Origin of the sequence: Cellulophaga sp. 3_MG-2023 (assembly GCF_030546975.1) — a bacterium.
Classification (GTDB): Bacteria; Bacteroidota; Bacteroidia; order Flavobacteriales; family Flavobacteriaceae; genus Cellulophaga.
Genome location: NZ_JAUOPS010000004.1, coordinates 295,295 through 311,704 on the forward strand (window position 1 = coordinate 295,295; position 16,410 = coordinate 311,704).

The 16,410-nt window shown below is 30.6% G+C and carries 18 protein-coding genes; 17 read left to right on the forward strand and 1 reads right to left on the reverse strand.

Going from position 1 to position 16,410, the window contains the following annotated elements; translation table 11 throughout:
• Positions 1 to 13: 13 nt before the first annotated feature.
• The 11 genes from Q4487_RS12650 to Q4487_RS12700 all read left to right on the forward strand — a co-directional run bounded on the left by Q4487_RS12650 (position 14) and on the right by Q4487_RS12700 (position 9,365).
• Complete coding sequence (locus tag Q4487_RS12650; protein ID WP_303542878.1) at positions 14 to 1,528, forward strand: hypothetical protein; 1,515 nt, start codon at positions 14 to 16, stop codon at positions 1,526 to 1,528.
• A gap of 181 nt (positions 1,529 to 1,709) precedes the next feature.
• Entirely contained in the window at positions 1,710 to 2,339 is a 630-nt protein-coding gene (locus Q4487_RS12655; RefSeq protein WP_303542876.1) for a hypothetical protein, read from the forward strand.
• A gap of 26 nt (positions 2,340 to 2,365) precedes the next feature.
• Positions 2,366 to 2,986 (forward strand): Crp/Fnr family transcriptional regulator, encoded by a 621-nt coding sequence (locus Q4487_RS12660; RefSeq protein WP_303542874.1) that lies wholly within the window; start codon positions 2,366 to 2,368, stop codon positions 2,984 to 2,986.
• 73 nt (positions 2,987 to 3,059) lie between these two features.
• Entirely contained in the window at positions 3,060 to 3,941 is an 882-nt protein-coding gene (locus Q4487_RS12665; RefSeq protein ID WP_303542872.1) for a nuclear transport factor 2 family protein, read from the forward strand.
• A gap of 53 nt (positions 3,942 to 3,994) precedes the next feature.
• Positions 3,995 to 4,861: a VOC family protein gene (locus tag Q4487_RS12670; protein ID WP_303542871.1), complete on the forward strand. Its 867-nt coding sequence runs from the start codon at positions 3,995 to 3,997 to the stop codon at positions 4,859 to 4,861.
• A 104-nt stretch (positions 4,862 to 4,965) separates the two neighbouring features.
• The gene (locus Q4487_RS12675) at positions 4,966 to 5,781 is read left to right on the forward strand and encodes an AraC family transcriptional regulator (protein WP_303542869.1); all 816 of its coding nucleotides are present in this window, start codon (positions 4,966 to 4,968) and stop codon (positions 5,779 to 5,781) included.
• 77 nt (positions 5,782 to 5,858) lie between these two features.
• A complete protein-coding gene (locus Q4487_RS12680; RefSeq protein WP_303542867.1) occupies positions 5,859 to 6,464 on the forward strand; it encodes a DUF417 family protein in 606 nt (201 codons plus the stop codon).
• A gap of 134 nt (positions 6,465 to 6,598) precedes the next feature.
• Positions 6,599 to 7,177, forward strand: coding sequence for a hypothetical protein (locus Q4487_RS12685; RefSeq protein WP_303542865.1), 579 nt, complete (start codon positions 6,599 to 6,601; stop codon positions 7,175 to 7,177).
• 16 nt (positions 7,178 to 7,193) lie between these two features.
• A complete protein-coding gene (locus Q4487_RS12690) occupies positions 7,194 to 7,946 on the forward strand; it encodes a hypothetical protein (RefSeq protein ID WP_303542863.1) in 753 nt (250 codons plus the stop codon).
• A gap of 11 nt (positions 7,947 to 7,957) precedes the next feature.
• A complete protein-coding gene (locus Q4487_RS12695) occupies positions 7,958 to 8,494 on the forward strand; it encodes a DUF4269 domain-containing protein (protein WP_303542861.1) in 537 nt (178 codons plus the stop codon).
• 76 nt (positions 8,495 to 8,570) lie between these two features.
• The gene (locus Q4487_RS12700; RefSeq protein ID WP_303542859.1) at positions 8,571 to 9,365 is read left to right on the forward strand and encodes a CPBP family intramembrane glutamic endopeptidase; all 795 of its coding nucleotides are present in this window, start codon (positions 8,571 to 8,573) and stop codon (positions 9,363 to 9,365) included.
• Between the two features lie 10 nt (positions 9,366 to 9,375).
• Here the strand turns inward: Q4487_RS12700 and Q4487_RS12705 are convergent, their stop codons facing one another.
• Positions 9,376 to 11,688, reverse strand: a complete 2,313-nt coding sequence (locus Q4487_RS12705; protein ID WP_303542857.1) for a DNA topoisomerase 3 — start codon at positions 11,686 to 11,688, stop codon at positions 9,376 to 9,378.
• A gap of 270 nt (positions 11,689 to 11,958) precedes the next feature.
• Here Q4487_RS12705 and Q4487_RS12710 point away from each other — a divergent pair, with 270 nt between their 5' ends.
• The 6 genes from Q4487_RS12710 (at position 11,959) to Q4487_RS12735 (ending at position 16,297) form a co-directional block, all read left to right on the forward strand.
• Complete coding sequence (locus Q4487_RS12710) at positions 11,959 to 12,561, forward strand: PH domain-containing protein (RefSeq protein ID WP_303542855.1); 603 nt, start codon at positions 11,959 to 11,961, stop codon at positions 12,559 to 12,561.
• 200 nt (positions 12,562 to 12,761) lie between these two features.
• Positions 12,762 to 13,127, forward strand: a complete 366-nt coding sequence (locus Q4487_RS12715; RefSeq protein WP_303542854.1) for a hypothetical protein — start codon at positions 12,762 to 12,764, stop codon at positions 13,125 to 13,127.
• Between the two features lie 93 nt (positions 13,128 to 13,220).
• The gene (locus Q4487_RS12720; protein WP_303542852.1) at positions 13,221 to 13,466 is read left to right on the forward strand and encodes a hypothetical protein; all 246 of its coding nucleotides are present in this window, start codon (positions 13,221 to 13,223) and stop codon (positions 13,464 to 13,466) included.
• 220 nt (positions 13,467 to 13,686) lie between these two features.
• Positions 13,687 to 14,193, forward strand: a complete 507-nt coding sequence (locus Q4487_RS12725) for a hypothetical protein (protein WP_303542850.1) — start codon at positions 13,687 to 13,689, stop codon at positions 14,191 to 14,193.
• Between the two features lie 144 nt (positions 14,194 to 14,337).
• Entirely contained in the window at positions 14,338 to 15,174 is an 837-nt protein-coding gene (locus Q4487_RS12730) for a hypothetical protein (protein WP_100894776.1), read from the forward strand.
• A gap of 208 nt (positions 15,175 to 15,382) precedes the next feature.
• A complete protein-coding gene (locus Q4487_RS12735) occupies positions 15,383 to 16,297 on the forward strand; it encodes a hypothetical protein (protein WP_303542846.1) in 915 nt (304 codons plus the stop codon).
• The last annotated feature ends 113 nt before the right edge of the window (positions 16,298 to 16,410 follow it).

Consider the following 16,410-nt stretch of genomic DNA (forward strand, 5'->3'; position numbering starts at 1 on the left):
TGCAGAATTAAGAATGAATAAATTACCCTTATTTTTTTTATTATTTTTTCATTTAGCCATAGCTGCCCAAGACCAGGAATCTGTTTATCAAAAGATTGAAAAACACATTTTTAAGGACAATATTCTATTTCGCAACGTAGACACTAGTTTTACCGCCAACGAACTTATAAATAGCACAATAACCCAACAAGGTGCAAGCAATTCTAAAAGTGACATCTATTTTGTAAACAACAAGTACTACATCACCATTAACGCATCCGGAAAAAAAACTTTAGGCACTTATAAGTTTAAAGTACTTCATAAAATACCTATGATTATTCTTTTTGGCAGATCTGGTGAACAGGATACAAACTATAAGGCTTTAGTTGTAAAACAGAACAATAATAAATATAAAGTTGATTGGAATTACTATAAGAATTACACATATACTCAAACAAGAAAAGCCTACAGAGACTCTCTTATTTTAATTGATAACGAAATAGTTAACGACATTAATTATTACAACCCAAATATTAGTTTTGATGTCCTTAATTCTAAAATAGGCGTTACTCTAAATGGTAAAAAAATTATTGATAATGTTTGTGATTCCCTTAAAATTTATGGCAGTATAGCCGCCGTTTTCAAATTAGATCAAACATCATTATATAATTTAAAAGGAAAATTATTATGTGAAAATATAAAGTCATTTTACCCATACTCAACCATATATCATCAAGTTATAGGTGCAAAAAATAAAATGTATTTTATAGACTCTTTAGGTGCTACTTATGATAAACCTACAAAGCAAAGGACTATGTGGGGTAATGATAGTGATCCAAATACGAGTACAACATATTACACTTTTAAAAATAAAATTCTTAAAGTCAGACACAAATCTTTTAGTCTAACCAAATACACAGAATTAAGCCGTAAAAAACTTGACATTTTTAATGACTCTACTCAATCTATTATGACTATGAGTATGTTAGAATACGATGTTAAAAGTATAAATCAGGATAAAAAATATTTAAAACTTAAGGAGATAGAGAATCTTGCTCGTGACAAAGAGCTTGAAGATTTATTTTTATTAAAAAAAATATTTAAAGCAGACAAATACAGAGAAAAATTAAGCTATTACCTATTATCAGATATTACAACTACTACAATACAGCTACCTAAAGAATTTAAAAAAGTAAGGTTTGTTAATAATAAAACAACAGAAATTAGTGCTGAAGATTATTGGTATTATAACGGTTTTTACAAGCCACTTAAACCAAGTTATATTGTTGTTAAAAAGAAAAAAACGTTTGGCGTTTGGGACATAAAAGAAGAAGAAAATAGTATTCTTTTTAATTATAATAACATCACCCCAAAAAAAGGAACTCACCTACTTTTAGAAAAAAATAATTTAGTTACGTACTACCCGTATATTGGTCTAACTCCTAAATATGAATATTTAAGTGACTATATAGAAAATTACGCTAGGTTTAAATACCCCAATGGTAAAAAGGGATGGGTAAGCAGAGAAGGAATAGAGTATTGCGATTAAAAAATAATAAAGTAACAACATTTATAAACAATACAACGTTTTAAATAAAAAGAGACTATTTTAAAAAGTCTCCCTCCCATTTAATAAACTCTATATTTAGACAATTTATATCCAAAAAAATCACATAATTCATTTTAAAATTAGGATCTCAAATTCTTAACCAAAAAACAACCGTATTACAATGTCTAACTTAAACGAAATAAGTAAAAATTATTCAGTTTTCACTACCGATAAACTATTAAACATTGCTAAAGAAATAGACGGTTTAAAACCTGAAGCTATTGTTTTACTACAAGAAGAGTTAATTAAACGAAATGAGTTAGAGGAAGCTTCTAAAATAACCAAACACCTTATAAACCAAAAGAACGAGCAAGAATTAAGAGACAATTTTGATCCTGAAAATTATATTAAAAAAGAATTAGAAGCTGGAGAATCTATTGAAAATATCAAATTTAAGCTGAATACAATGGGCATAGATATGTTTGATGTTATAAAGAAAGAACAGTCACAAGAAAATATAATTGTAAACTATATTGAATCTAAAAAACTTGAAGGAGAATCAAAAGAAACAATAGATAATGATTTAAAAGAAAACTTTAATGTTGACTCCAATTATTTAAATGAAGTAAAAAATAAATTAAGAGAAAAAGGAAAAAAGAATATAACAATTGGTATTGTATTACTGGTTGTTTCTATTTTAATTAATATTTTTTTACTTATCAAAGGAAGCATAAGCATACCTGCAATATTACTTTTTGGTTTAGGAATTTGGAAGTTAGTCCAAGGCGAACATCAATTAAGAAAAAATTAAAATACCCAAATTTAAATATAGTTCAAATGCTAAACGATTTCATAACTCAATTACAAATTACAGAAGAAGAGCTACAAGATGAACTTAGGCAGAATGCTACTATTACAACACATAAAAAAGGAGATTTTATAATTAAATATGATCAATATATAAAAGTATTAAAAATAGTCTTAAAAGGAAAAGTAAGAGTCTACCAAAAAAATGAAAATAGAGAAATTCTTATTTATTATTTAGGTGATATGGAAACTTGTACTTTATCCTTATCTGCTTGTTTTGAAGACTGTAAAAGTACTGTAAATGCAATTGCTGAAGAAAACTGTACCATTTTAAATATTCCTGTACGGTTTGTGCAAGATTGGAACTTTAAATACAAATCGTGGAACACCTTTACGACCAATACTTTTAGAGAAAGTTACAACTACCTAATTAATCAGTATTCAATTTTAGCATTTCAACCTCTTAAAGACCGCTTGTTTGATTATCTCGTTTCAGAAGCAAGTAATTTAACCGTAAATAAATCGCATCAACAATTAGCAAAAGAATTAGGTACAACCAGAGAAGTAATTTCTAGACTCCTAAAAACGCTTGAAAAAAATAACAAACTACATCTTGGACAAAAAGAAATACTAATTTTAGATAAAAGCTAATGTTGTAACAAATGTCACAGGTTATACCCCGTTAATTCATTTTTCTTTGTTCTACAATTCTAAAACATTCAAAATGAAAAGTAAAAAAACTATTATTATACTTACAACATTAATGGCGGTTGCTTCTTATGGGCAAAAAACTGAAAAAAAACTAGTTAAACAATCTTTTACAGAACATACACCAACGGCACATCATGCAATAGCATTGGACGTATTAAGTGCCAGTAAGGCGTGGATAACAAATTTTAACAAAGGCAATGTAGAAGCCTGCGTACAAGCTTATGATGATAACACCGTAATGCGTTCTATGCCTTTTGGCATAAAAACAGGAAGAGAAGAAATTTCTGAATTTTGGACATCCTTAATTACATCTGGAGCTACTAATATAATATACACTAACGTTAGTATTGAAGTTGTAGACGAAACAACCGCATTTTTATCTGCAAATTGGAGTATGAATATTGGTCAAGGTATTATTTACCAAGAAAAATGGGAAAATAAAAACGGAAAATGGGTATTAACATATGACGACTTTAAACTTTTGGAGCAGTTTACATCCCCTAAAGAAAATGATACAAACCCTATAGCGAGTCATCTAATTTTAGAAGATGCAATAAAAGCGTCTATGAAGTTTACAAATGGTTTTAATACTAAAAAAAGTGACATTTGTGGTAATGGATATACAGAAGACGCAACATTAAATGCGCTTCCATTTGCGAACATTAATGGCAAACAGGGCATTTATAGTTTTTGGGATAAACTAATTCACGATGGTGCTACAAACCTAACCTACCACAACCCAACATTTAAAGTTACTACAAATACTAGCGTGTTTTTAGCATCGCAATGGAGTATGAACATTGGTGAGGGCAGAATATACCAAGAAAAATGGGAGAAAGTAAATGACCAATGGCTTTTAAGCTATGATGAGTTTAAAGTTTTAAAACAATATTAATTATAAAAAAAGGCTGTTTTTATAAGTTATAAAAGCAGCCAAAATACGTATATATGAAGTTACACAGTTTTACACTACAAATTTTTGAACCAGAAAAAACAATATCCTTTTACGTTGATATACTTGGTTTTAGACTAGAAGAAAAATACGTGAAAAGTGGCTCTACATTTTACAATTTAGGCTTTAAAGATTCTCCTTTTTACCTTCAATTAAAATATACCCCAGAATTAACAAAAATAAAATACCAAGAAACAGCAACAGATAATTATTGGAAATACAGTCTTTTTGTAGATGATATACAAAGAGTTTATAAAAAAATTAAAGAGTATCATATACCTATTAAAGAACCATTTCAATTTGGTGCTATTGGGTATTTATCGCACACAGCTGATTTAGAAAATCATCAGATAGAGTTTATCCAAAAAACATTTAAACAAAACACCAAACAAACCCCTCCCAACACTAGTTCTCCATTATTAGACAACCCAATACTTGGTCTAATTACGATTAGGACAAAAGACCCTATAAAGAGTATAAAGTGTTTTGAAGATGTTTTAGATCTAAAATTATTTGTTAGGATGTATGTAAACCGAGGAAAAGGATTTACATTATATTTTTTGGGCGATAAAAATTTACAAGCTCCAAGAACAGATATTGATGCACTAGAAAACAGAGAATGGATGTACCAACAAAATAATTTATTTATTGAAATTCAGTACTATTGGAATAGCGAAAATGAAACAGATTTTTCACTAAACAAAACACCAGACAACGGTTTTAAAAGTATAAATTTTATTGGAGACTTAACTATTTTTAAAGAACGATTGTTACATAACAATATTCCCTTTTACAAAGAGGAAGATCAAATTATTTTTGAAACAGTTGATAAGCATCAAATTACATTAAAAAATAGTATATAACCAAAACTTCCTATAATAGCGTAATTGTAATTTATACATTTAACTCTATAACAAACACATAGCTTCTATGCCGAATAAATTTTAAATAATTTAAACAAAAGAAAATGTTCTCAATTCAATTTAAGGAAGCAAAAAAAATTACTGAAAATTATAATGTTCCTTTATACTCTATATTATTACTAGAAGAAGATTCCCATTTTTCTGTCAACTTTGTAGAATACATTACAAAGGAAAAATCTATATTATTTCTTTCTCCTTATCAGACCTTAAAATGGCATAACACTACTTCTTCAAAAGTAAAATTACTCCAGTTTCATGGAGACTTTTATTGCATTGAGTTTCAAAAAGACGAAGTTGCCTGTAATGGCCTTTTGTTTAACAATGTTTATTTACAACCGTACATTACACTTGACAAAGTTGTATTTGATGAAATATCGGAATTGTTGACTAAAATGGAAAAAGAAGTTAAGGTAAACAAACGGTTTTCTAGCTCTGTTCTTAAATCTTACTTGCAACTTATTTTAGCAATTTGCAGTAATGAAAAAGATCATCAATTGGGATCTACACCCAGTTTAAAAAGCAATAACAATGACTTATTTATGTTACAAGAAATGCTAGAGTTGCATTTTCGTGAAGAACGAAATCCTTCATTCTACGCCAATAAACTAACAATGTCCCCATCTTCCTTCAGTAAAAAAGTAAAATATCGATTTAAAAAAACACCAACACAACTAATACAAGAGCGTGTTATTTTAGAAGCAAAAAAATTACTGCACTTAACACACAAAACGGTAAAAGAGGTTGCCCTAGAATTAAACTTTGATGATGAATTTTATTTTAGCAGGTACTTTAAAAAAGAAGTTGGACTATCACCAACACATTTTAGAGAAGAAGTAGGAATTTCTATTGTGGCAAAATAGTCCATTATTAATCCTGTTTTATCCATTCTTAAATCGTTTTTCAACACATAATTTTGTTCTTTAAAAGAATCATAATTATGAACAACTTACTTACCTTTTTAATACACAAACAACTACATTTTACAAATTTTATTAGAGTCGCTATATTTATTGTAATGGCCTGGATTGGTGGTTTAAAAGCCTATCAATATGAAGCTGACGGAATTGTTCCTTTTGTAACAAATAGTCCTTTTATGAGTTTTTTTTATGAAAACGCTTCTAAAGAAAGCTATAATATAGATGGTGAATATGTTCAAGAATATAAGCTCCACAAAAACCCTGAGGGTAAAATGGTACAGGAGAATATAAGCTGGCACAAATTAAACAATACCTATATTTTTTCTTATGGATTAGGAACTGTTATTGTAACCATAGGAATTTTAACTCTATTGGGAATTTGGTTCCCTAAAATTGGTCTTTGGGGAGGTTTATTAACTTTTGGAATGTCTATTGTTACGTTAACTTTCTTAATCACCACTCCAGAGGTTTATGTCCCTAATTTAGGCGGAGATATGCCTACTCCTCACTACGGGTTCCCATACCTTTCTGGAGCAGGGAGGCTAGTTTTAAAAGATATTATTATGATGGCTGCCGGATTAATAATAGCATCCGACGCTGCAAAAAAAATAAAGGCTACGGAGTAACATTCCCTAAATTTCTAATTTACCACACAACTATTCTATTAAAAAGACGTTAGTTACTACTGTAGTGCTTATAAATTGCACTTAAACCAAACTATAAAAAAGCATATTTCTGCTTTTATAAAAAACCAAAAATTATGGGCTACATTAAATTAATCTTATTTGCTATTATGCTAGTTGTAGGTATTATAAGTATCATTAACTATTACCAAGGCAAAGGAGATATGAAAAGGACACAAGCCAGTATTTTAGAAAACTTAACCCATGATAGAGTCCTCACAGAAAAAGAAATAGACAGTTTAAAAAAACTATACAAGATTAAATTAGAACGAAATACGCCTGTATATTCTATATCTGGAACTGTTGGGTATATTGTTTTTGAAACCAATGGTCAAGGTCAAAAAGAATGGCAAATTGGAGGTGTTATAATTGCCAATAAATCTGCTAAAATTTTAGCTAAAAAAAATATTGCTCTTGAGCAGTTTATTGTAAACGATAAAGATGTAAATCCTAAAATAGAAGCTCTTAATAAGGAACTAGAAGCAAACACTATAACCGAAGAAGAAGCTACTGCAAAAGCTAATATTATGTTTGAGAAGTATACAAACAACACTATAGAGTTTGTAATAGCAAATCCATCAAAAAAAGAAAAACCTGTTTACGTATTAAGCTATAAGAGTAATGATATGGTTACTCCTGTTAATTTGTTAGCTTAGTGTAACAAAACAACCTATGAAAACACTTTTAATTTTTATTTTAACAATTAGCACAATGAGTTCTTTTGCACAAAAAAAAGATTCGTTAATTTCTGCTTTTGGAACCAATTTTAAGCTGTATAAAAATTTAAATACAAACACTTTTGAGGTACATAAGAATGATGAAAAAGTGATTTTAAAAAACCTAAAAACAGCTGTACGCTTAAATGGTTTTTTACAAGTTTTAGATGAAAAAAATAGTATGTTTTATATTAACGAAAATGGCGTTAAAGTAAAAGAAGCTAACTTAATAACAGAAGTTTGTGGCACAGTACCAAATTACACCTATAAAATACTACGCAAAAACAATACATTTATTGTAACAGAATTAGTGGGTTACGATGGTGAAGAAAACGTTGCACCCAAAGAAATTGAAAGTATAAGTGCTGCGGGAATTGATAAAATTAATTTTCCAAATGGAACAAAAAAAGTAACGTTTGATGCTAACGAATCTATGTTTTACGCTACAGAAATATTTTTAAATGCTGTACTAATTAACAAAGGCAAAAAACAAGGTGTTTTATACAACAATACGGTACGTTATTTTGATGCTGTAACCTACGCAAACGGCATTTTAAAAGTACAGACAAACAATAAGGTTGGGTATTACAACATTACAAAAGTTAAATACAAAAATGTAGAGCCTTTTGCTAACGGATTGGCTAAATTTACAACCACCAATAATAAAACAGGTTATATAGACGCTAACGGAAACGAGTATTACGATTAAAGCATAAAGGCTTGGCAATAAACTTTAAAAACATAGCATACCTTAAACACGGAAACCAAAGACAAAGATTGGCTTTTTCTGAGTTAAACAAATATAAAATTCTAGAGAAACTTAAAAAGTACAATCCTATTTTAACTGGTACAATACCAATAGATATTGATATTGCAGAGAGTGATTTAGATATTATTTGTGAATGTAAAAATAACGCTGAGTTTTTAGCATACTTGCAACAGGAATTTTCTACTTATAAAAACTTTAAAGTTTATACCACTTTACAAAACAACATTACAGCTACAATTGCAGAGTTTAGAACAGAGCATTTTTTGTTTGAAATATTTGGTCAAGATATACCTACAACCAAACAAAATGCATACCTGCATATGGTTATAGAGCATCAGATTTTACAAGAAAAGGGAATTGATTTTAAGCAGCAAATAAAAGAATTAAAAAATAGCGGCATAAAAACAGAACCCGCTTTTGCTAAATTATTAGGTTTAAAAGGAGACCCGTATGCTGCATTACTAGAACTTAAAGACAAAATACACTAAAAACAACTTTGTTTAGGCAACGTTATAAGCGTTATTAACGTCTAGTAAGTAAACAACCTTACTAAGACCATTTGTTATGACCAAAAAACAGTTCTGGAATCAGCTAATACTTTTTATTACAGCTCTACTTTTAATTTTAAGTATAAGAGAATACCTATCATACCTTTTCATTCAAAAAAAAATTGAATCCTATGCCATACACACACTTTTAAATATTTGTGCCAATTTAATTTTAATTGCTGTTTCTTACTTTTTTATTCAAAAAAATAAGCTTGGAGAGTTAGCAGGGCTTCAAAAAAGAAAAGTAAACAAATGGTACCTGTTACTATTTCCTCTAATATATTTAGTACTCTTAAACATACTAATTATAGATGTTGTAGATATACAAACATTGCTACCAAACGTATTGCTTTTTTTAACATACTGTATTTCTATAGGCTTTGCAGAAGAATTAAGTATTAGAGGTTTTTTACAATCTCACCTTATAAATTATTTAGGCAACACGCGTAAAAATAGTATTATCTCTGTTTTTACCGCAGCACTTTTTTTTGGTGTTATTCATCTTTTAAATTTTGATACCGGTATTTATGGCGAGTTGGCACAGCTTATTTACGCTACTTTTATTGGTGTAATGTTTGGCTTTTTATTAGTAATAACAAAAAGACTGTACCCTTTAATTATTGTGCACACCATAATAGATTTTGTAGCAGATTTAGATGTTGTAGGTATGCCTATAAAAGAAAAAATAAGCGAACTTATGTCTTTAGAGACTGCTGCACTAATTACAGTATTAGCCTTGCCTTGTTTTATTTACGGCATATTTTTAATGATAAAATACAAGCTTGTAAAAACTACTGCTAGTAATGCTTAAAAAAGCATTACTACTTTTTGCTTAATAATTTATACACCAGTTCTTTGGTTAAAGGCTTGTCTGCTGCTTTTTCTCTTAGCAAACTAAAAGGGTACTTAAAATTACAGCCATTTTTATAATTACTACAACCATAAGCTGTTTTGCCTTTTAGCACACTACCTGTAGTACAAACAGGGCACGGCATTGGGTCTGGAACCTCTTGTTGTTGCTCTTTTTTATGTTTTACAACAGTCTTTTTTTCTTCTAAAACCAAGCTAAAATCATCATTAAAACGCAACAAGCCCTCTGTGGTTCCGTTATCTGTTTTAAAGCCTTTTAAGTTTACCGTACAACCTTTATCTAGTAAACGTATGTATTGTTTTTCTGATATTTTTTTATCCTTAAAAACAAAAGGCAACACCAATGTACAACCCGTTTTATAAGCACTACAACCGTAAGCTGTTTTTCCTTTTAAAATTTGACCCTGTTTACATTTAGGACAAGTTTTGCCCTGCATTGCTGCCGTTTTCTTTTCCTTTTTGGGTTTTGGAGCTGCTGCTTTTGCTGCTGCGTGCGATATTTTTACGTGCCTTTTTTCTGTACGCACCTCGTACACCAAATCATCAATCATTTGCTTCATGTTCTTTATAAAAACACCAGCATGGTAATTGCCACTTTCAATTTGTTTTAATTGTTTTTCCCACATACCAGTAAGCTCGGCAGAAGTCAACAATTTATTTTTTATAATATCTATAAGCTGTATGCCTGTTTGGGTTGGCAACAACTGCTTTTTTTTACGCTCTATGTATTTGCGTCTAAAAAGTGTTTCTATAATATTTGCCCTGGTAGACGGTCTTCCAATACCGTTTTCTTTCATCAACTCTCGCATTTCATCATCATCTACCTGCTTACCTGCGGTTTCCATTGCACGCAGCAAACTAGCCTCTGTAAACTGATTTGGTGGCTTTGTTTCCTTTTCTAAAAACGATGGCTCATGCGCTCCTTTTTCGCCCTTTACAAATGTTGGTAAAATGCCTTTTTCTGGTTTATTTTTAGCATCAGGATTTTCAAAAACTACACGCCAACCTTTTTCTAAAATTTCTTTTCCGGTAGTTTTAAAACTTACTGTATCTGCCTTACCTACTACTGTGGTGTTAGCAACCTCACAATCTGGATAAAAAACAGCAATAAAACGTTTGGTAATAATATCATACACCTGTTGCTGACTGTATTGCAGATTCATTTCTACACCTGTAGGTATAATTGCGTGGTGGTCTGTTACTTTTTTATCGTTAAAAACCTTGGTAGATTTTCTTATTTTACCCGCTAATACGGTGGTTGTTAAATTTTGATATTTGGTTAGCTTTTTTAAAATTCCGGCTACTTTTGGGTACACATCATTAGGTAAAAAAGTAGTATCTACCCTTGGGTATGTTACCACTTTTTGCTCGTATAATTTCTGAACTATTTTTAAAGTCTCATCTGCAGAAAACCCAAACTTGGTATTGCAATACACCTGCAGCCCAGTAAGATCAAACAACTTAGGCGCATACTCTTTTCCTTTTTTCTTGGTTATAGATGCAATTTCAAAATCGTTTTCTTGTACTTTTTTAGCAAAAGCCTCACCTTCTTCTTTCTTTAAAAACCTACCTTCCTCACAATTAAACAAGGTATCTCTATACAAGGTTTGCAGCTCCCAGTATGGTTGTGGTTTAAAGTTTTCAATTTCTTTAAACCTATTTACAATCATTGCTAAAGTAGGCGTTTGCACACGCCCAACAGAAAGCATTTGTTTGTAACCACCGTGCTTAACGGTGTACAAGCGTGTGGCATTCATCCCTAAAAGCCAATCTCCAATGGCTCTAGAAAAACCTGCGTAGTATAAATTATCATACTGTGTAGCGGGTTGTAATTTAGTAAACCCCTCTTTTATGGCCTCTGTAGTTAAAGACGATATCCATAAACGCTGTACCTCACCTTTGTACTCTGCCTGGTCTATAACCCAACGTTGTATAAGCTCCCCTTCTTGCCCAGCATCACCACAGTTAATTACAACACTAGCTTTATCAAATAATTTTTTTACAATACCAAATTGTTTCTGAATTCCGGCATTGTCTACCACCTTAGTTTTAAACTTATTAGGTAGCATTGGCAGGTTGTTAAGGTCCCAACTTTTCCAGTGTGGTTTGTAGTCGTTAGGCTCAAACAAGGTACATAAATGGCCAAAAGTATAGGTTACTGCATAGCCATTGCCCTGGTAATAGCCATCATGTTTGGCATTAGCACCTAATACGGCGGCAATTTCACGGGCAACACTTGGTTTTTCTGCAATACATACTTTCATAACTAAAAACAAAAATAGGTTTTTATTGGTGGTTTTTTTTAGGGTTGGTACAGAAAGAAATTAACAAAAAGCAAGCCTTAGTGCTGCTTTTACTACCAAAACAAAAAAACCAATACCAACTATACTAAAAAATTACCCAATTACAGATATCCGTAATTAAAGTATGAAAACTAATTATACATTGTGTGAAAATTTGACGCTATAAATAGTTTATGCGTATAACAATCTTTTTTTTTAGAACATTAAAAAAAAGAATTAAAATTGATATAAATGGATTTAAAAAAATTTCTGAACGAATCACAAGACCCAAAAACTGTTGAAAAAGTTTTGGGGAAAATTGGGGAGCTACTAACTAAGGATGAAATAGTTGAATATGTTGCTGTTCAAAAAAAACCAGCAGTAAACCTTTCGCCTGACTCTATAGCATTAACAAGCAAAAGGATAATCTTTTGCCGACCAAAATCGTTTGGTCTTTCTATGAACTTTCAAGATTTATTATGGAAGGAAATCGCTGATTGCCATATGAAAGAAGGAATTTTAGGAGCAACATTCACCGTGAAAAAATTAAAAGGTGGTGGTATTATATCTCTAGATTACTTACCAAAATCCCAAGCTAGACTTTTATATAGGTATGCACAAGAAAGAGAAGAAGAAATGGATGAATATAGAAGACAAAGAGAATTAGAAAACTCAAGAGCTAGAGCGGGTGGTGGAATTATTGTAAATACACCAAACTCTGGCAACAATCAAAAGCCAGATGTTAATCATGATCCTGTTACAAATCTCAAAAAACTAAAACAACTTTTAGAACAAGAGTTAATAAGCCAACAGGAATTTGATGATAAAAAAGCTCAAATTTTATCTAAGATGTAAAAACTACCAACCATACTAAAAAACTACCCAATTACACATTTCCCTAATTAGGGTATAAAAAATAGTTTTACATTGTAGGAAAATTTAACAACCAAAAAAAACAACTAATAAGCCAAATGTGCGTTTATACACCCATATTGGCGGAACAAACGCAATGAGTTACGTTTATCCACTAGTTGCCACACATTTGAGAAAAACATATGGAATTAGACCAATTTATTACCACAACCTTGAAATCGATTATTAAGTCTGTTAATGATTCAAAGGAATTTGCCGAATCGAATGGAGCAATAATAAATCCAGTCATAATGGAACAAATAGAAGACCACGACCAAACAACTTCTATTTGGAGAAAGGATGGTAAGGATGGTAGAAGACATTTAACAACTGTGGATTTTGACGTTGCTGTAACTGCTTCTAATGAAGAAAACAGCAAAATAGGTGGCGGACTTAAAATTCAAGTTCTGAATTTGGGAGCTTCAACTTCTGAAAATTTGACTAACGAAACAACGTCCCGAATAAAGTTCAGTTTAAAAGTGGCTCTTCCACATCAAGGGGATAAATAGTTTTGACATATAAACTCTAAGAGCGCCATAGGTAAAAACTATCGTATTAATATTTTTCATATCTTTGCTCTATAACATAAAAGAAAAAACTATATGAAAAATCTATCTGAATTCTTGTACGGAACTGAATCAAGTGAGAAAATGCAGCTATTCGATGTTAAAATCAAAAAACTGAACGAAAAGCACGAAGAAATTCTCAACGGTGAGCGAGTAGAAAGCAAATTTTTTGTTGATTGGACAGCTGGCAAAAATATTAACAAGCTTCAAATAACAGATAATGAATTAAATGTCAATATTGCGAATGACATTAATCAGGTTTTTAATGACATATTTAAATAAAAAACGTGTGGCAACAACGTGTATAGCTCATTGCGGCTGAATTCCTAATCGGAATTCATTGCAATTTGCTATCTTTAGGTCACGGCGGAAAATCCTCGCGGATTTCCCGCAACAAACCATATACAAACACGTTGGCAGTAATTAAAACCAAATGAGAAACCTACTAATTTTATTAATGTTTTTTACTTTCAACGAACTGATTTCGCAAGAAATAATCGGAATGAAAGAAGTCTACATTGAGATTAATTTGGTTTATAAAAACGCTACTGACCAACTGTTTTCTGGAGTTGCTCAAAGCAAACGGAAAAACGGACATTTAGTTTATGAAGAGGAATATAAAAATGGAGTTATTCTGTCGAGTAATCTATATTATAATGGAAAAGAAATAAGAGTTTCCAATAAAACGATATATAATCCGAATAAACCATTAGCCCTTTCAAAAGAAATTAAATATCATTTGGATGGCGAAATTTTTGAAACTACAACTTATAATGATGACGGAATAAAAATCCTTGTTGAACAATTTAAAAACGGAAAACTGACTTATAGTTGTCAATATTTAGGAAAAAAGAAACACGGACTTCAGTTTTGTTATGGAGAAAACGGAGAGAAAATGACATATCGATGTGAATTTATTAACGGAAAGAAAAACGGAACGGAATACTGCCTGAATGACGACGGTACTGAAACCAAAAAAGAATATCGAAACGGAAAGAAAATAAAATAACTATTGCCAACACCTTATAAAAATAATTGCGATTTAGTGCTTAATCAAGGGGCGTTGCGTGTTTGTAACGTCTTATTTCCTTTCGGAGAATCCTCGAGAATACAAACCCGCAACTATTCTTATACATAAACGCTGTATATAATTATGAAAAAACTATTACTTCCATTTATACTAATCGCATTATCATTAAACGCACAGCAAAAAGAAACTGTGGATTTAAAGTGGAAAATAAGCGATACGCTGACTTATAAAACAGTAATGCGAAATATAGTTCTAGAGAAAAGCGAAGAACAAACCGAGAACGATTCTATTTCAAAAAAAATGAGCGGAATGTTTAAAGCAATGCAAGAACAATTATCTAACTTGAAATACGAAACAAAACTATTTCCTGACAAAAACGGAAATGTGGACATTGCTATGATGCTTAAAAAAGAGAAAGCAGACACAACCAAAACTTTATTTTCAGGAATGGCTAAAATGAATGGAAATGTAGTTTTAAGAGGGAAAGTAAGTCCTGACGGAGAATTGTTGAGTTTCTACTACAAAAGTGCTCAAAACAACTTGATTTCGATATTGTTTGAACTTCCGACTAAACCAGTTTCAATTGGAGACCAATGGGAAGTGAAAGTTGATATGATTTCGATGGACCAAAACTTTAAAGCGGATACACTTTCCAAAAAAAACGTGGTAAAACTTAAAGACATTAAAAGCGATAACGGAAAAAAGATTGCTGTTGTCGAATATGATATTGAAGAATTCGTTTCTGGAGATTTCGGAAATAGAATTATGAATATGTTTTCTAAAAATAAAGCTGATAAAAAAACATTTATGAGAATGTCCCACAAAGCAATAGCTGAATTTGATTTAGAAAAAGGATATTGGATATCATATGACGGAATTATGGACGTTGAAACTAATTTTTCGCTTATGGGAATGGGTGGAAATAAACGAACTGAATTTAAACTAACTCCTGAAAAATAACTGTGGGCAGCAATGGCTATAATTATACGGTTTTTGGTGTTTAAACAAAGGTTTGTGTATATTTACTAAGTTCGCCAAATCTTTTGATTTGGCTTTTAAAAATGAAAAAGATAAAACAACTAGCAAGCCAAATGTGCGTTTATACAACCATATTAGCGAAATAAACGCAATGAGTTGCGTTTATATGTAGTTAGCAATAATTAAAAAAATGAAAATTACCTATAATAACAAAGCTTACATAATTATTATCCTAGGACTATTTCACATTGTATCATGTTCAAATGACAATGAAATCCAAAACCCGATAAATGATATTTATTTAAGTATTCCAGATATTCATTTTGAAACAAAATTAATTGAGCAAGGCATAGATTCAGACGGTATCATTAACCAACAAATATTAAAATCAGATGCTGAAGCAGTAAGTCAATTGAATTTAAACCTTTCTGCCAATTTTGGTGAAATAATCGATTTGACAGGAATTCAGGGGTTTGTGAACATAACATTATTGTCTGCGGCTATGCAGGAAATTAAAAGTGTTGACTTAAGCTTTAACACTAAGTTAGATACTTTATTTCTTTATGGAAACCATCTTACCAATATTGATATTGGTAACAACTCAAATCTAATTTTATTGGATATTCATTCAAATAAACTTAGTTCAATTAATGGGGTATCAAAATTGTTAAATTTGAAAAAGATGAATTTATCCTATAATAACTTTGAAGAAATTAATATTAAAAATGAATCTATTGAAGATTTACTTATTAGTGATAACCTATTGAGATCTATTGACACTAATGATGCTTTAAATCTGAAAAATGTGTTATTAACACTTAATCAGCTTACAACAGTAGACTTTAGCTCTAATACATTGTTAGAAAGTTTGTTAATTTCTGGCAACAAGCTTCAAGACATAAATATAGAAAATAATACTAGTTTAACACACCTTTATAGTTCAAGTAACTTACTTACCAGTCTCGATGTTAGTAACAATCAAAAATTAATAGATTTGAGGGTAGATAGAAATTCAAATTTAACCTGTATTAAAATTTCAAGTAGTCAGGAAATCTCAACTGTATCAATATCTGAGTATCAAGAATTAAATACAATTTGTAATTAGGATAAAAGACATTTTAAAGAAACCAAACATATTGCTAACAAAGTACTGTGGTAAAAAACAAGTAAAAATTCACTAATTTTTAGCTAAAGTGCTTCTGTAAGAATCATCATATA

Coding starts and splice junctions, on each gene's coding strand:
- Q4487_RS12680 (WP_303542867.1), top strand. CDS start 5,859: ATGAACAACTTACTTACCTTTTTAATACACAAACAACTACATTTTACA.
- Q4487_RS12650 (WP_303542878.1), top strand. CDS start 14: ATGAATAAATTACCCTTATTTTTTTTATTATTTTTTCATTTAGCCATA.
- Q4487_RS12685 (WP_303542865.1), top strand. CDS start 6,599: ATGGGCTACATTAAATTAATCTTATTTGCTATTATGCTAGTTGTAGGT.
- Q4487_RS12670 (WP_303542871.1), top strand. CDS start 3,995: ATGAAGTTACACAGTTTTACACTACAAATTTTTGAACCAGAAAAAACA.
- Q4487_RS12660 (WP_303542874.1), top strand. CDS start 2,366: ATGCTAAACGATTTCATAACTCAATTACAAATTACAGAAGAAGAGCTA.
- Q4487_RS12715 (WP_303542854.1), top strand. CDS start 12,762: ATGGAATTAGACCAATTTATTACCACAACCTTGAAATCGATTATTAAG.
- Q4487_RS12735 (WP_303542846.1), top strand. CDS start 15,383: ATGAAAATTACCTATAATAACAAAGCTTACATAATTATTATCCTAGGA.
- Q4487_RS12710 (WP_303542855.1), top strand. CDS start 11,959: ATGGATTTAAAAAAATTTCTGAACGAATCACAAGACCCAAAAACTGTT.
- Q4487_RS12690 (WP_303542863.1), top strand. CDS start 7,194: ATGAAAACACTTTTAATTTTTATTTTAACAATTAGCACAATGAGTTCT.
- Q4487_RS12655 (WP_303542876.1), top strand. CDS start 1,710: ATGTCTAACTTAAACGAAATAAGTAAAAATTATTCAGTTTTCACTACC.
- Q4487_RS12675 (WP_303542869.1), top strand. CDS start 4,966: ATGTTCTCAATTCAATTTAAGGAAGCAAAAAAAATTACTGAAAATTAT.
- Q4487_RS12730 (WP_100894776.1), top strand. CDS start 14,338: ATGAAAAAACTATTACTTCCATTTATACTAATCGCATTATCATTAAAC.
- Q4487_RS12720 (WP_303542852.1), top strand. CDS start 13,221: ATGAAAAATCTATCTGAATTCTTGTACGGAACTGAATCAAGTGAGAAA.
- Q4487_RS12665 (WP_303542872.1), top strand. CDS start 3,060: ATGAAAAGTAAAAAAACTATTATTATACTTACAACATTAATGGCGGTT.
- Q4487_RS12705 (WP_303542857.1), bottom strand. CDS start 11,688: ATGAAAGTATGTATTGCAGAAAAACCAAGTGTTGCCCGTGAAATTGCC.
- Q4487_RS12725 (WP_303542850.1), top strand. CDS start 13,687: ATGAAAGAAGTCTACATTGAGATTAATTTGGTTTATAAAAACGCTACT.
- Q4487_RS12700 (WP_303542859.1), top strand. CDS start 8,571: ATGACCAAAAAACAGTTCTGGAATCAGCTAATACTTTTTATTACAGCT.